Genomic DNA, 14,951 nt, shown 5'->3' with positions numbered 1-14,951 from the left:
CCGCGGTGGTCACAGGTGCCCCCGGTGTCCCTCGAACCTACTAATGACTTGCCGTCACCCTAATGCCAATGGAGCAGTCATCGTGACTGGTTCGGGTGTTTGCGTCAGCGAATCGCACGTCGGCGGGCCAGCAGGTACCCGGCTCCGCCGACCAGGTAGCAGACCGTCGCGGCGATGAGCAGACCCGGCGAACGGCCGTCGTCCGGGACGACGAGCGCGCCCAGCGAAACCGCCGCCACCTGCGTGATGTTGAACAGCGTGTCGTACAGCGCGAACACCCGGCCGCGGGCTTCGTCGGCGACGTCGAGCTGGATCGACGAATCGACGCAGAGCTTCAGCACCTGCCCGGCCCCGGCGATCACGAACGACGCGAGCAGCGCCAGCGGCAGCAGCATCGGCAGGCCCAGCGCGGACTGCGCGATCGCGGCGAGCAGCAGGGAGCCGAGCACCGCGCGCAGCCGCCCGAGCCGGCGGATGATCCGCGCGGTCAGCAGCCCGGCCAGCAGCAGCCCAGCCCCGGCGAGCGCGGCCATCTGCCCCAGCCCGGGCAGGCCGGCGCGGAAGAGGCCGTGGTCGGTGAAGTAGTTGCGCATCAACAGCACCGTGACCAGCAGCGACACCCCGAAGGACGCCCGGTGCGCGAACAGCGCGACGAAGCCGGCCGTGACGCTCGGCGCGCGCCAGGCGTGGCGAGCCCCGTCGGCCAGCCCGCGCGCGACGGCCAGCACCGGGTTCGGCGGCTCGTCCACCACCGACGGCCCGAGCACGCCACGGGCGAAACCGCGCGCGAGGAACGCCGCGACGAGAGTGCCGAGGACGGCGAACGCCGTGGTCTCCGCCGATCCGACGTCGTTGCTGCCGAACAGCGCGCGCAGGCCGATCGCGCAACCACCGCCGAGGACGGCGACCACCGAGCCGAGCGTCGTGGCGAAGGCGTTCGCCGTCACTACGCTCTCTTCCTCCACGACGTGCGGCAGCGACGCCGAAAGCCCGGAGCCGATGAAGCGGGTGATCCCTTCCGCGGCCAGGGCCAGCGAAAACAGGCCGATCCCGCCGAACCCGAAGCCGACGGCGGCCGCCGCGCAGACGATCGCCAGCCCGCGCAGGAGGTTCGCGAAGATCAGCACGCGACGGCGGTCCCAGCGGTCCAGCAACGCCCCGGCGAACGGCCCGACAACCGAATACGGCAGCAGGAGAGCAGCGAACCCGCCCGCGATGGCCAGCGGGTCGGCGGCGCGTTCGGGGTTGAACAGGACGGCTCCGGCCAGGCCGGCGCGGAAGACGCCGTCGCCCCAGCTGGCGGCGAAGCGCGTGAAGAGAAGGCGACGGAAGTCGGGGTCTTTGAGCAGCTCCCGAGGGCCTCTGCGCGCGGTCGTCGACTGGGAGCTGATCACGGAGGTCAGGGTAATGGGTGGCCGACGCACTCTGGGGGTTCCAGGGGGCTTGCCCCCTGGTCGAACACCCTCAGTGCGAGTGCGCGAAGGTGGCGAAGCCACCGAGTATGGGTGGCCGACGCACTGAGGTCGCCTCTCGGCGGCTATGCGCAGTGTGGCTCCAGCCGGACGGTATTCCACAAAGGCGGTTCTTCAGTGAGCCCGGGGGACACGGAGTGCGCCGACCACATGTTTCCAACGGGGCTGCTGGGGCGATTGTTCCCGAGCCGAAGTAATTGGCCGGGCCAGAGGTGAGATCATGGGTCTGTGCCAGCGGACGCCGAGGTTGAGCCGGGAACGCTCCTGGTCGCCGCCCCCACCATGGTCGACCCCAACTTCCGCCGGACCGTGGTGTTCGTCATCGATCACCGCGAGGAGGGCACGCTCGGCGTGGTCCTGAACCGGCCGAGCGACGTCGCCGTGCACGACGTGCTGCCCAACTGGGGCGGACACGTCGCCGAGCCGCAGGCGGTGTTCGTCGGCGGCCCGGTCGAGAAGAAGACAGCGTTGTGCCTGGCCGCGCTGCGCACCGGCGAGACGGCGGCGAGCGTGCCGGGCGTGATCGCCGTCCGCGGACCGGTCGCGCTGGTCGACCTGGACACCGATCCGGAGGCGCTGGTGCCGCGGGTCCGCGGCGTGCGCGTGTTCGCCGGCTACGCGGGCTGGGACGCGGGTCAGCTGGCCGGCGAGATCGAGCGCGAAGACTGGGTCATCGTGCCGGCGCTGCCGAGCGACATCCTGGCCTCGCCGGACGGCGACCTGTGGAGCCAGGTGCTACGCCGCCAGGGCATCCCGCTGGCCCTGCTGGCCACCCATCCGGGCGACCTCCAGCGGAATTAGGCCTCTTCCTTCTTGAAGACGCCGCAGCCGCCGGCGCCGCACGCGCAGCCGCTGCAGCCGGCCGGCGCCGCCGGAGCCGGGGCGGGCACGGTCAGCGCGGCGCGGTTGCCGAGCACGCCGCCGCCCATGACCAGCAGCACCATGGCGAGCACACCCGCGAGCGCGGCCGAGACGAGACCGCCGGTCGTCGGCATGGCCAGCCCGGCCAGCCCGGTGAGCACGGCGATCGCGCCCCCGGCCATGGTCGGCAGCGCCGCGACGCGGTTGGCCAGCTTGAAAGCTTCTTCGCTGCGCAACGCCGCTTCCGTGCGCACCCCGGTGCCGCCCTCGCGCGTCAAGCGCTCGCGGAACCCGAGGAAGCCACCAAAACCGACGAGCAGACCCAGCACGACCGGAACCAGCGCGATAGCGAACACGGGTCAAGGATAAGCGTGACGTCCCGGCAACCTGCCGGATACCCTGATCGACTGTGCTACAGGCCATGTCACCGCGTGTACTGCCCACCGTCCTGACCGCTGCCCTGATCGGGGGAATCCTCGCCGCAACCCCGGCGAGCGCCACCGAGAGTCACCAGCGGCCGATCCGGCTGCTCGGCGAGAAGATCGTCCCCAACGCCCTGCCGTTCCAGGGCACGACGGTCGGCGGCCTGTCCAGCATCGACTACGACCCCCGGACCGGCGGCTACGCGCTGATCTGCGACGACCGCTCGGCGATCAACCCCGCCCGGTTCTACACGGCGACTTTCCCGGTCACCGCCCACGGCGTCGGCGACGTCACCTTCACCGGCACGAAGCCGTTCCTGCGCCCCGACGGCACGACGTACCCGCCGCTCGCGCAGAACGACCCGTCGAAGCCGCAGAACGAGCAGACGATCGACCCCGAAGAGCTGCGCGTCGACCCGTGGACCGGCGACTACTACTGGTCGCAGGAGGGCGAGCGGACGGCGACGACGTTGATCGACCCGTCGATCCGCGAGGCGCGCCGCGACGGCGAATACGTCCGCGACCTGCCGATTCCGGCCAACGAGAAGATGACGCCGACGGCCGGCCCGCGGCAGAACCTCGTCCTCGAAGGGCTCACGTTCACGGGGTTCGGCTCGCTGATCGCCAGTGACGTCGAAGGCCCGCTGCTGCAGGACGGCCCGGAGTCGACCCGCACGACCGGCGGCGTCTCGCGGATCACGCTGCAGGGCCGCTACGGCCCGGTGCTGGCCCAGTACGCCTACCCGCAGGAGCCGATTTTCGCGTCACCGGTGCCCGCCGGCGCGTTCGCCACCACCGGCGTCTCCTCGATCCTGGCCGTCGACCAGGCCGACCCCACGAAGTTCCTGATGATGGAGCGCTCGTTCGTCACCGGCGTCGGGAACAAGGTGCGCGTCTACGAGATCGACACGAGCGGCGCGACGAACGTCCTGAACGTCAAGTCCCTGGCCGACGCGAAGCACGTCAAGCCGGTGAAGAAGCGGTTCCTCTTCGACGCGGCCGACCTCGGCCTGTCCACTGTGGACAACCTGGAGGGCATGACCTGGGGCCCGAAGCTGCCGAACGGCGAGCGCAGCTTGATCTTGGTCAGCGACAACAACTTCTCGCCGACGCAGGTCACGCAGTTCGTCGCACTGGCGGTCCCCTCCGAACGGCTTTGACCAGCAAGTTACGATGTGCACATGAACACGGCTCGGCTGCTCCTTAGCCTGCCGCGCTGACCGGGCCCGGCCCGGCCGGCGCGGCGACCCCTCATGCCCTGGTGGCTGAGGGGTCGAGTTGTTTCTGGAGTAGCTCGAAACGCGAAGGATGACGGCGATGACCGAGACAACAGGGACCGACGTCCCGGCGCACCGCTACACGGCCGCGCTGGCGGGTCAGATCGAGCAGCGCTGGCAGGACCACTGGGCCGACCAGGGCACCTTCCACGCGCCCAACCCCGTCGGGCCGCTCGCCGTCGAGGGGCAGCCGGTGCCCAGCGACAAGCTGTTCGTCCAGGACATGTTCCCGTACCCGTCGGGCTCCGGCCTGCACGTCGGGCACCCGCTGGGCTTCATCAGCACCGACGTCTTCGCCCGGTACCACCGGATGATCGGGCGCAACGTGCTGCACACGATGGGCTTCGACGCGTTCGGCCTGCCGGCCGAGCAGTACGCCGTCCAGACCGGGCAGCACCCGCGCAAGACGACCGAGGAGAACATCCGGACCTACCTGCGCCAGATCCGGCGCCTGGGCCTGGGCCACGACGAGCGCCGTCGCATCTCCACGATCGACCCGGAGTACTACCGCTGGACGCAGTGGATCTTCCTGCAGATCTTCAACAGCTGGTACGACACCGAGGCGGGCAAGGCCCGCCCGATCGCCGAGCTGGAGGCCGCGTTCGCCGACGGCTCCCGGCCGACGCCGGACGGCCGTGACTGGGCGGCGCTGAGCGCGTCCGAGCGGAAGAAGGTGATCGACGACCACCGGCTGGTGTACATCTCCGAAGCGCCGGTCAACTGGTGCCCGGGCCTGGGCACGGTCCTGTCGAACGAAGAGGTCACCGCCGACGGCCGCAGCGAGCGCGGCAACTTCCCGGTCTTCCGCCGCAACCTGCGCCAGTGGATGATGCGGATCACCGCGTACGCCGATCGCCTGGTCGACGACCTGGACCTGCTGGACTGGCCGGAGAAGGTCAAGTCCATGCAGCGGAACTGGATCGGCCGCTCGCACGGCGCCCGCGTCACCTTCTCCTCCGGTGACGAGGGCATCGAGGTCTTCACGACCCGCCCGGACACCCTGTTCGGCGCCACTTACATGGTGCTGGCGCCGGAGCACCCGCTGGTCGACAAGCTGACCGCGGCCTCGTGGCCTGAAGACGTCGACTCCCGCTGGACCGGTGGCGCGGCGACGCCCGCCGACGCCATCAAGGAGTACCGCGTCGCCGCGTCGCGGAAGTCCGAGCTGGACCGGCAGGAGAACAAGGAGAAGACCGGCGTCTTCACCGGCGCGTACGCGACGAACCCGGTCAACGACAAGCAGATCCCGATCTTCGTCGCCGACTACGTGCTGATGGGCTACGGCACCGGCGCGATCATGGCCGTCCCCGGCCAGGACGTCCGCGACTGGGAGTTCGCCGAGAAGTTCGGCCTGGAGATCATCCGGACCGTACAGCCGTCCGAGGGCTTCGACGGCAAGGCGTTCACCGGTGACGGGCCGGCGATCAACTCGGGCTTCCTGGACGGCATGGACGTCGCCGAGGCCAAGAAGACGATCATCGACTGGCTGTCGGAAAAGGGCGCCGGCACCGGGACCGTGCAGTACAAGCTGCGCGACTGGCTGTTCTCGCGCCAGCGCTACTGGGGCGAGCCGTTCCCGGTGGTCTACGACGAGAACGGCGAAGTGCACGCCGTTCCGGAGTCGATGCTGCCGATCGAGCTGCCCGAGGTCGCCGACTACTCGCCGGTGACGTTCGACCCGGAGGACCGCGACTCGATGCCGTCGTCGCCGCTGGCCCGCGCGACCGACTGGGTCGAGGTCGAGCTGGACCTGGGCGACGGCGTCAAGAAGTACCGCCGCGACATCAACACGATGCCGAACTGGGCGGGTTCGTGCTGGTACCAGCTGCGCTACCTGGACCCGACGAACAGCGAGACGTTCTGCGCGCCCGAGAACGAGCAGTACTGGATGGGCCCGCGGCCGGGCGAGCACGGCGCGGACGACACCGGCGGCGTCGACCTGTACGTCGGCGGCGTCGAGCACGCGGTGCTGCACCTGCTGTACTCGCGGTTCTGGCACAAGGTGCTGTTCGACCTGGGCCACGTGACGTCCAAGGAGCCGTACCGGAAGCTGTTCAACCAGGGCTACATCGAGGCGTACGCGTACACGGACTCGCGCGGCGTCTACGTCCCGGCCGAGCAGGTCGAGGAGCGCGACGGGAAGTACTTCTTCGAAGGCGAAGAGGTCACCCAGGAGTACGGCAAGATGGGCAAGAGCCTGAAGAACGTCGTCACGCCGGACGAGATGGCCGAGAACTACGGCGCCGACACGTTCCGGTTCTACGAGATGGCGATGGGCCCGCTGGCCATGTCGCGCCCGTGGGCGACGAAGGACGTCGTGGGTGCGCACCGGTTCCTGCAGCGGCTGTGGCGCCTGGTCGTCGACGAGGAGACCGGCGAGCTGCGGGTGTCCGCCGACGAGGCCACGGACGCCGACCGGAAGGTGCTGCACCGCACGGTCGCCGGCGTCCGCGAGGACTACGCCGAGATGCGGTTCAACACGGCCGGCGCGAAGCTGATCGAGCTGAACAACCACGTCACCAAGGTGTACGGCGCGACCGCGTCGACGCCGCGTGAGCTGGCCGAGCCGCTGGTGCTGATGCTGGCGCCGCTGGCCCCGCACCTGGCCGAGGAGCTGTGGCACCGGCTGGGGCACGTGGACTCGCTGGTGCAGGGGCCGTTCCCGGTGGTGGACGAGAAGTACCTGGTGGAGGACTCGGTCGAGTACCCGATCCAGGTCAACGGCAAGGTCCGGTCCCGGGTGACGGTCCCGGCTTCGGCGTCTTCCGACGAGGTCCAGGCGGCGGCGCTGGCGGACGAGAAGGTGGCGGCGCTGGTCGGCGACGGCTTGCCGCGCAAGGTGATTGTGGTGCCGGGGCGGCTGGTCAACATCGTCCTGTAGCGCGCTGTCGGAAAGCCGCCGGTGCTTTTCCCCGGTTCTCGATTTGATTGAGCAGTCAACGAAAACGGCTCGATCAAAGGAGAACCGGGGATGACCCTCGACGGCAAGGTGGCGCTGGTGACGGGCGGCAGCCGGGGCATCGGCGCGGCCACGGCCCTGCGGCTCGCCGAGGACGGCGCGGACGTCGCGCTGACGTACGTGAGCAACGCCGCGCTGGCGGCCGAGGTGGTCGACAAGATCAAGAAACTCGGCCGTCGCGCGCTGGCGATCCAGGCGGACTCGGCGGACGCTGCCGCGGTTTCGTCCGCCGTTTCGGCCGCGGTGGCGGAGTTCGGCCGGCTCGACGTCCTGGTCAACAACGCGGGCGTCGGCTTCGTGGGCGCCTTCACCGAGACGGCGCTTGAGGACGTCGACCGCGTGCTGGCGGTGAACGTCCGCGGCGTGTTCGCGGCGACCCAGGCGGCGGCCGGCGTCCTGAGCGACGGCGGCCGCGTGATCACGATCGGCAGCTGCGTCACGGACCGCGTGCCCGGCCCGGGCATGGCGCTGTACGCGACCAGCAAGGCGGCGATGGTCGGCCTGACCAAGGCGCTGGCGCGCGAGCTGGGCGCGCGCGGCATCACGGTCAACCTGGTCCACCCGGGCCCGACGGACACGGACATGAACCCGGCCGACGGCCCGTACGCGGCGGACCAGGCGGCGATGACGGCGGCGGGCCGCTACGGGAAGCCGGCCGAGGTGGCCGCTGCGGTGTCCTACCTGGCTTCACCCGGCGCCGAGTACGTGACGGCGGCGGTGTTGTCGGTGGACGGCGGCCACGCGGCCTAACCGGAGTAGAGCCCGATCTCCCGGGCGAGGTCGATGAGCATGGACTCGAACAGCACGTCCGGCTTCGACATCGGGATCGGGTAGTTGCCGAAGACCTCGAGCGTGACGTGCCCGTAGAGCCGGGCCCAGAACTGGATCATCAGGTACGTCACGCCGAGGTCGATCTTTTCGACGGGCACCCCCTGATCGGACTCGGCGAGCACGGCGACCAGCGACTCCTGGAAGGTCTGCAGGTCATCCCGCAGCTCGTCCGGCACGCCACTGGCGGAAGGCAGCACGATGTCGTGCCGCGCGAGCACCCGCCCAGCAGCGGCGAGGAAGATCCGCCCGAACGGCTCGTCGACCCTGCTCAGCGCACTCCCGGCCGTCGAACCCACGCCGCCGGTCGGCGACGCGAAGACGAGCGTGAATTCTTTCGTGTGGGTGAGCGCCCACCGCCGGAAGCCCTTGCAGATGGCGAACAGCTGCAGCACACCGTCGTCGGGCAGCTCGGCAATCTCCTCGGCGAGCTCGTCCGCCAGATCGGCGCAGACATCCAGCCGCAGGTTCTCGACGAGGTCGTCCCGCGACTCGTAGTACCGGTACAGCGCGGGCGCGGTGATCCCCAGCTCCCGCGCGATGGCCCGCAGCGTAACCGCCTCCGGCCCCTGCTCGACGAGCAGTTTCCGGGCGGTCCGCCGGATGTCCTGTTCGGTAGCCGCACGCGCGCGACCCCTCCGCGTGGGGTGGCTCATCCGAACAGTCTAGGTGTTTAGTACGACAAATCTTGCATTAACGCGATCTCCGCCGTAACGAAAAGGTGCAGCTCAGGCCCGCGCCTTGAGATTCGTCAGCACGGTGTCGGCGACGCCGCGTCCGAGCTGGCAGGCGTCCTTGCCTGCTTGGACGGCCGAGTCGCCGATGCTCAGCGAGACGGAATACGCCAGCTCGTCAGCGATACCTACGACGATCACACACGTCCGGTTGTCGGTCGACCCGACGTCCACGTAGCCGACCGCGGGGTAACCCTGGACCGGCTCGAGGTCGCCGACCCAGCGTTTGGCCTTGGGCTTCTCGTTCTTGAAGGCGAGGCTGATGCCTTCGTTGTTCTTGGTCTCGTAGATGACCAGGATGCCGGCACTGCTGCCGGAGGTACTGCCCCAGTCGCACATCGGGCCCAGCTCCGAGTCCTTCGGTTTCGGCGACCCCGGTTGTCCGAGATAGCCGGTCAGCTGCTCCGCGGTGAAGGCCGAATCGCAGGGACTGCCGTCCAGCACCTTGGCGGGCAGGGGGTTCGTCACCTTGGGTGCACCACTGTTCGGCAGTTCCGCGCTGCCGGTCGGTGCGGCCGATGCGGTGCCGGATGTGCGACGTTCGCCGGTGCACGAGGTCAGCAATGCAGCGCCGACGACCACTGCGGTGGCGCCGAGGAGAACTCGTCGAATCATTCGAGCGACCCCTTGATCGTTTTCGTCGAATCCGCGGCTTGCTGGTCAGCCGCCTCGGTGATCCCGAGAGCTTGCCTCAATCGCCGGATCAGTTCCTGGTAATAGCCGAGCTGGTACTGCAGGTGGCCCTGGTAGTAGCGTCCGGCCTCGTTGACCCCGTTCGGACCGAGCACCGCCTGCCGGCTGACCGGCTCGTCCGCCGGTGGTTTCGCTTGGCTCAAGCCCTCGGCGGCGCGCATTTGCTCGACAATGGTGTCCTTTTGGGCCTCAGCCTTCTTGAGCATCGCCCGCATCTCCGCCGAGCTCATCGCGAACCCCTGCCCAGCAGGCTGCGAACCTCCGCTCGGCAGGTCCGTCGCCCAGAAGCCGATCCCGCTGAAGATCGTCATCGTCCTCCCCCCAACCCGTTCAGGGTCGCGTACAGCACATCCGTCAGTGCACCCCGGGTCCCCGGCTGGAAGCTGACCATCCGCTCCCGCCCCGGAACCACGTACGTCAGCACCCGCCCGGTCCCGGCCACATCCACCGCGGTGACCGGCGCACTGCGAGCACCCCGCTTGAGCGCGTAGCACTGGTGCAGCCCCGTCCGCCGGGCCGCCATCAGCCGGCGCGCCCAGAGCAACGGGTCCCGTCCCCGGTCGGCGGTCGGGTCCTCGAGGTCGTACGACTCCTCCACCGCCCGCCCCGAGAAGCGCGCCTCGGGAATCAGCACCGCCGAAATGCGCGCCGGTGGCACCGGGGGCAGCACATCCACCAGCGACTCCGCGATCCGCGACGGTTCCACGACGTCGATCCGGACGTCGTCGTCCTTCCGGATCAGCCGGAGCGCGTCCGGGCCCGCAGCGGAGACGAGGACCGCGCCCGATTCGTCCGCTTCGATGTCGCCCAGCCACGCCGTGAACTGGTGGACGCCTCTCGCGAGGACACGCAGGATGTCGCGGAATTCCCGCGTCAACGTGCCGCCCGCGGCGAGGCGCAGCGATGTCAGGACGTCGAGGACCTTCTCTTCGAGCCGCTTGCGGGTCTCGTCGCCGAGCCAGAGGTTGTCGGCGCCGAGGACCGCGGGTGGTGGGCCGTGCCCTTCCCACTCCCACGCGGTGAGCAAAGCGGCCTTGGGCAGGAAGATCACAGCCCGATCACCGGGGGCACGGTCCGCTCGTCGGACCCGCCGAAGATGCTCTCCGGATCCGCCTCCACCAGGTACGACGCGCGCTGGTGCTCCGCGTCCTCCTCGCCCTTGCCGCCCTTCGCGCCGGGGCCCATGCCGCCCATCCCCGGTGATCCCGGCTTGCCCGCCGCGCCGCCGCGGACCCCGCCGACCGTGCCGGGACGGCCTTCGCCTGGGACGCCGGCGCCGGTCGCCGCGCCCGGGCCGCGGGCACCCGCGCCGCCGCTCGCGCCGGATGACGAACCCGGCCCGAAGCCGCCCCCGCCGGGACCGAAGCCAGGGCCGAAGCCGGGACCGAACCCGCCTCCGGAGCCCGGGCCGAAGCCCTCTGGTCCCGTAGCCGGTGGCTGGTAGCCCGGCGGGAACTGCGCCGACAGCGGCACGTAACCCTGCGCGCGAACGCTGTCGTCCACACCCGGCGCGTGCGATCCCGGCGGCGTGACGTACCCCGGCGGCGTGACGTTCCCCGGCGGCGTCACCTGACCCGGCGGCACGACCGGCGGGTGAACCGCCGGCGGCGGCTGGACCTGCGCGCCGATCGGCCGGTCGTCGTCACCACCACCGGTCCGAGTCCGCGTCCGCTTCCCGGCCGGCGGCTCGACCGGGTCCTGCACGGTGAAGTCGCCGCCGGTGTACTCGCGGAGCTGGCCGTAGTCGGTCGTCCGGGCCGCGGTGTTCGAGCTGGACTGCTGCGAGTACGCGGTGTACCGCTCGACGTTCTCCTGGGCCTTGCGGTTGTACTGGTTGATCCGGTCTTCGGTGTCGGTGTCCCACGGCGTCACGACGTCCCAGGCGCTGCGGGTCGGCGGCTGGTCGGTGACGTCCGGGTGCAGCGAGTTCTTCAGCTGGTGGAACTGGTCGATCTGCGCCTGGGCCAGCGTCGAGTTCCGGTCCAGCGTCGTGGACGCCGAGGTCGCCGACGCCGTCAGCGGCCGGAGCCGCTCCCGGGCCGCGTCCGACGCGCCGCCGGTCCACGCGGACTCGAGGCCGGAGGTCAGTTCGCGCGTGCCCTGCTCGAGCCGGCGCTGGTAGTCCGACTGGTCGACACCCGCCTGGTGCACCTTCTGCAGCGACTCGGTGCCGGGCCCGCTCAGCACCGCCTGGACGAGCTGACCGGGTGACAATCCCGCGGCCTGCGGGTTCACCGCCCCGGTGCCGGTCTGCGAGCCGACGTACGCCCCCGCGACCGCGCCGAGCGGGCCACCCGCGAGCAGGCCCACACCCGCGCCGCTCAGCACGTTGCCGAGCCCCTCGCCACCCGACTGGACGGCGTGCGCGATCTCCGACCCGACGTGCTTGGCAGCGTCGAGCATGTCGCCGAACAACCCCACCGAACCGCGCTCCCCTCGCGTTCGACTGCGTCACGGACAATACCCCACCGGTTACCCCCTGTGTGAGGAACCGAACCGACCTGGTCAGGCGACCCGTCCGAAACTGTCCGACCGGTGTGCCACACTCGGTCGCCGTACGGCTACTGACGTGAACAGGGGAGGTTCGCGTGTCGAACCCTGAGCAACTGCTGGCGAGCTTCGACGCCAAGATCGCCGAGGCCAAGGAGCGGGGCGACCGCATGCAGGCCGAGATGGCGGCGGTCACCGTGGCCGAACGCAGCTCCGACGGCCAGATCGCGGTCAAGGTCAACCACCTCGGCAACCTCGTCGGCCTGGAGATCGGGCACGCGGTGCGCGAGAAGGCGAACCTCGCCGACGAAATCCTGCGGACCGTCCAGCGCGCGCAGAGCAAGCTGGCGGGTGCCGTGCAGGCCGGCCTGCCGTCGATCGCGGGCACCGAAACTATGAACGAGCTGGTCGAGCAGCTGCACCGCGAATTCCCCGAGCCGGAGCCGCAGGGCTTCGTCGAGGGCGGCCACGCGGCGCCTGCGGACGACGGGGCGCGCTTCATCGCCGAGGAAGAGCCGCCGTCGCGGCCGAAGCCGGCGCCGCCGCGGCCCGCGCCCGAGCCCGGCACCGACGACGACTACTTCAGCGACGGCGACTACCTGCGCTGACCGAGGGGGGGAAGACCGTGAACAACCCGCAGCCGGACATCCGGATCCAGCCGGAGCAGTTGCTGTCCCACGCGAAGAAGCTCGAACCGTTCGTCGACCGGTTCGCCAAGACGCTGGACGCGGCGGCCCAGGTCGTCGACCCGATGGCGTTCGGCCTGATCGGCCAGGCCTGCGGCCTCGGCGCGCTGTGCGGCGTCGCCCAGACCCTGGGGAGCGACTCGATCGGCCACGCGAAGAACGTGGCGCAGGAGCAGATCGACCGCGTGCGCACCTGGTCCCAGCACGTCGACTGGCGGGAACAGGACGTCAAGGCGAGCTTGGAGGGGATCCACCTTGACTGAGAACGCGCTGGTGACGGCGGCCAAGAAGAAGGTCGACGAAGGGTCATCCGCGCTCGAAGGCGCCGGGATGGCGCAGGACTTCTGGGACGCGGCCACCAAGGCGGCCGACGGCGACTGGACCGAGGGCCTGCTCAACCTCGGCTTCGGCGCCGCCGGCGTGATGGAGTTCCTCCAGGACCCCATCGCGGGGCTGGCCAGCATGGGCCTCGGCTGGCTGATCGAGCACGTCGAGTTCCTGCGCGCCCCGCTCGACTGGGTCACCGGGAACCAGGAACAGCTCGACGTCATGCAGGAGACGTGGAGCGGCATCAGCGACGAGATCGACGCCGTCGCCAAGGACCTCCTGGACACGGTGAAGGCGGACAGCGCGGAGTGGCAGGGGCAAGGCGCCGACGCCTATCGCGCGTTCGCCGCCGAGCTCGGCGACATGTACTCCGGCGTCGCCGGCGGGGCGAAGGCCATCTCCGTCCTGATCGACGTCTGCAAGAGCATCCTGAACGTCGTGCGCAGCGTGCTGCGCGACCTGCTCACCGAATGCATCGGCAAGCTGATCAGCATCCTGATGCGGTACCCGGGCCCCGCCGCGCCCGCCGGTCTGGCGGGCGAGGGCACGGCCGAGATCGTCAAGTGCGGCCATCGCATGTCGGAGTGGCTGCAGAAGCTGGTGCGGGCCTTCCGGAAGGGCATCAGCCAGTTCAACCACCTCAGCGGGCTCTTCCGGACCGTCGGGCAGAAGCTGCTCGCGGCCCTGCAGGACGCGGCTCGCGCGGCGCCGGGCATCTTCAAGGACGGCCTGAAGGAGCTGCCCAAGGCGCTCGGTGAAGAGGCCGGGAAGGAAGCGGGCAAGAAGACCGCGGGTGCCTACGACGAAGCCGACAAGGAGTACCGCGAGAACCACTACAACGAGAAGAAGCCGGAGCCCGTCTTCGGGCAGCAGGGCGGTCAGCGCATCTCCGGGTCGATCTAGCCGTGGTTTCGACGACTCCCGGTGGACCGGAAACGGCCGTGGTGCAGGTCCGGCTGCCGGTCCACGACCCGCCGTCCCGGCTGCGGGCCGCTGCCGGCTGCCTGGCGGTCCTCGGTCTCGTGCCCGCCGTCGCGGCCGGCCTGCTGGTGTGGGCGCGCAGCCAAGACCCGGTCGCCCGCCTGGTCGCGCCGGCGCTCGGCGTGCTCGCGGTGCTGTGCTTCTGCGGCGGTCCGATCCTGCGGCGGTACGTCCGCCGCAACGGCGCACTGGTGACGGCGAAGGTCGAATTCGGTCCGGACGGCTTCCGGCAGCCGCTCGAAGACAAGACGACCCTCGTCCTGCCCTGGAGCGACATCCGCCGGTTCGACTTCCGCGACGGCGAGCCCGGCGACCGGGTCGCGCTCGCCGTCTCGCTGGTGGACGAGGACGCGCTCCGGAACCTGAACCCGGACTGCCGGCACCGCTCGCCGGACGGCTACATCCTGTCGTCGGCGATGGCCAGGGAGGAGGCCGAGAAGGCGTCGGCGGCGATCGAGCGGTACCGCCCCGGCCTGGCGCGTTGGACGTCCAAGAACGTCCGCCGTGGCGGCTTCGGCGTGCCGGACCCGGTGAAGCGGCTGGTCAAACGCTGGAGCGCGGACCAGGCACGCACGCTCGTCCGCGCCGAACAGGCGTCCGCGGGCCGGTTGTTCGTCCTGTGGACGGCTTGGCTGGCGGTCATCGCCGACTTCGCGGCCCCGGCCTTCTACGACATCCCGCCGGGCATCCCGCTGCCGGTCGCGGTGACGATCTGGGTGCTGCTCTACGTCACGCGTTACCGCGGCGAACCGGGCGAATTCGCCGTGACCGCCGACGCGATCACGTGGCGTCCCAAGGACGGCGATCCGGTCCGGGTGCGGCGAGCCGAGCTCGACCGGCTGACGACCGAGCTCGCGGCGAAGAAGGCCACGCGTCGATACGTCTCCGTCCACGCGATCCTCCGTCGTGGGGGGAGCCGGCCGTTGGCGGCGAAGGTCTCCCCCGGCGCGGCCGGGAACGTCCTGCGGCTGGTGCTCGCGAAAGGGGCGCCGCCGACGCCGATCACTCGGGGGGCTACGTGATCGGCGCCGGCGACCCGATGCCCTGCCCGGCTGGTGCCGGTTGGGGCAACGTCATCACGTCAGGCGTGATGACGCACCAGGAGAGCGGGACCGGGCCACGTAGTGACGGCCGGGGGACGGTCATCCCCCGATCGAGTGACGGGCTTCCGCTGCTCGCATGATTGTCGCACTCAGCCCCGGATAAGTTACAAAAACCTTC

The 14,951-nt window shown here is 70.3% G+C and carries 15 protein-coding genes; 8 read left to right on the top strand and 7 right to left on the bottom strand.

Annotation, left to right across the window (positions count from 1 at the left end; genetic code table 11):
• Positions 1 to 104 precede the first annotated feature (104 nt).
• Positions 105 to 1,391 (bottom strand): MFS transporter, encoded by a 1,287-nt coding sequence (locus AB0J55_RS08045; RefSeq protein ID WP_364245954.1) that lies wholly within the window; start codon positions 1,389 to 1,391, stop codon positions 105 to 107.
• 309 nt (positions 1,392 to 1,700) lie between these two features.
• Between AB0J55_RS08045 and AB0J55_RS08040 the strand changes: the two genes are divergently transcribed.
• On the top strand, positions 1,701 to 2,273 hold the full coding sequence (locus AB0J55_RS08040; protein WP_364244458.1) for a YqgE/AlgH family protein: 573 nt from the start codon (positions 1,701 to 1,703) through the stop codon (positions 2,271 to 2,273).
• On the opposite strand, the gene AB0J55_RS08035 is transcribed toward AB0J55_RS08040, so the two are convergent.
• The gene (locus AB0J55_RS08035) at positions 2,270 to 2,689 is read right to left on the bottom strand and encodes an SdpI family protein (RefSeq protein WP_364244455.1); all 420 of its coding nucleotides are present in this window, start codon (positions 2,687 to 2,689) and stop codon (positions 2,270 to 2,272) included. The genes AB0J55_RS08040 and AB0J55_RS08035 overlap by 4 nt on opposite strands.
• A 65-nt stretch (positions 2,690 to 2,754) precedes the next feature.
• Between AB0J55_RS08035 and AB0J55_RS08030 the strand changes: the two genes are divergently transcribed.
• The 3 genes from AB0J55_RS08030 (at position 2,755) to AB0J55_RS08020 (ending at position 7,741) form a co-directional block, all read left to right on the top strand.
• Positions 2,755 to 3,915 (top strand): esterase-like activity of phytase family protein, encoded by a 1,161-nt coding sequence (locus AB0J55_RS08030; protein WP_364244452.1) that lies wholly within the window; start codon positions 2,755 to 2,757, stop codon positions 3,913 to 3,915.
• 157 nt (positions 3,916 to 4,072) lie between these two features.
• Complete coding sequence (leuS, locus tag AB0J55_RS08025) at positions 4,073 to 6,913, top strand: leucine--tRNA ligase (protein WP_364244450.1); 2,841 nt, start codon at positions 4,073 to 4,075, stop codon at positions 6,911 to 6,913.
• A 90-nt stretch (positions 6,914 to 7,003) separates the two neighbouring features.
• Entirely contained in the window at positions 7,004 to 7,741 is a 738-nt protein-coding gene (locus AB0J55_RS08020; RefSeq protein WP_364244448.1) for an SDR family oxidoreductase, read from the top strand.
• On the opposite strand, the gene AB0J55_RS08015 is transcribed toward AB0J55_RS08020, so the two are convergent.
• The 5 genes from AB0J55_RS08015 to AB0J55_RS07995 all read right to left on the bottom strand — a co-directional run bounded on the left by AB0J55_RS08015 (position 7,738) and on the right by AB0J55_RS07995 (position 11,667).
• Positions 7,738 to 8,475 carry a TetR/AcrR family transcriptional regulator gene (locus AB0J55_RS08015; protein WP_003087390.1) on the bottom strand — a complete coding sequence of 246 codons (738 nt, stop codon included), beginning with the start codon at positions 8,473 to 8,475 and terminating at the stop codon, positions 7,738 to 7,740. The two genes, AB0J55_RS08020 and AB0J55_RS08015, sit on opposite strands and share 4 nt — an antisense overlap.
• A gap of 72 nt (positions 8,476 to 8,547) precedes the next feature.
• Positions 8,548 to 9,168, bottom strand: a complete 621-nt coding sequence (locus AB0J55_RS08010) for a DUF3558 domain-containing protein (RefSeq protein WP_364244445.1) — start codon at positions 9,166 to 9,168, stop codon at positions 8,548 to 8,550.
• Entirely contained in the window at positions 9,165 to 9,557 is a 393-nt protein-coding gene (locus AB0J55_RS08005; RefSeq protein ID WP_364244442.1) for a hypothetical protein, read from the bottom strand. The genes AB0J55_RS08010 and AB0J55_RS08005 overlap by 4 nt, the downstream gene beginning before the upstream one ends.
• Positions 9,554 to 10,297, bottom strand: a complete 744-nt coding sequence (locus tag AB0J55_RS08000) for an ESX secretion-associated protein EspG (protein WP_364244439.1) — start codon at positions 10,295 to 10,297, stop codon at positions 9,554 to 9,556. The genes AB0J55_RS08005 and AB0J55_RS08000 overlap by 4 nt, the downstream gene beginning before the upstream one ends.
• Positions 10,294 to 11,667, bottom strand: coding sequence for a hypothetical protein (locus AB0J55_RS07995; protein WP_364244436.1), 1,374 nt, complete (start codon positions 11,665 to 11,667; stop codon positions 10,294 to 10,296). Before AB0J55_RS07995 ends, AB0J55_RS08000 begins: the two co-directional genes overlap by 4 nt.
• A gap of 167 nt (positions 11,668 to 11,834) precedes the next feature.
• On the opposite strand from AB0J55_RS07995, the gene AB0J55_RS07990 reads away from it, so the two are divergent.
• The 4 genes from AB0J55_RS07990 to AB0J55_RS07975 are packed head-to-tail and all read left to right on the top strand — an operon-like array spanning position 11,835 to position 14,752.
• Positions 11,835 to 12,344, top strand: coding sequence for a YbaB/EbfC family nucleoid-associated protein (locus AB0J55_RS07990; RefSeq protein ID WP_364244434.1), 510 nt, complete (start codon positions 11,835 to 11,837; stop codon positions 12,342 to 12,344).
• A gap of 17 nt (positions 12,345 to 12,361) precedes the next feature.
• A complete protein-coding gene (locus tag AB0J55_RS07985) occupies positions 12,362 to 12,685 on the top strand; it encodes a hypothetical protein (protein ID WP_354811200.1) in 324 nt (107 codons plus the stop codon).
• Entirely contained in the window at positions 12,678 to 13,652 is a 975-nt protein-coding gene (locus AB0J55_RS07980; RefSeq protein ID WP_364244431.1) for a hypothetical protein, read from the top strand. The genes AB0J55_RS07985 and AB0J55_RS07980 overlap by 8 nt, the downstream gene beginning before the upstream one ends.
• A 2-nt stretch (positions 13,653 to 13,654) precedes the next feature.
• Positions 13,655 to 14,752, top strand: coding sequence for a hypothetical protein (locus AB0J55_RS07975; RefSeq protein WP_364244428.1), 1,098 nt, complete (start codon positions 13,655 to 13,657; stop codon positions 14,750 to 14,752).
• Positions 14,753 to 14,951 lie beyond the last annotated feature (199 nt).

The organism is Amycolatopsis sp. NPDC049688, assembly GCF_040674975.1.
In the GTDB taxonomy this organism is placed as follows: domain Bacteria; phylum Actinomycetota; class Actinomycetes; order Mycobacteriales; family Pseudonocardiaceae; genus Amycolatopsis.
Note: the sequence above shows the minus strand (reverse complement) of the source record. Positions and strands in the feature narration are given on the sequence as shown.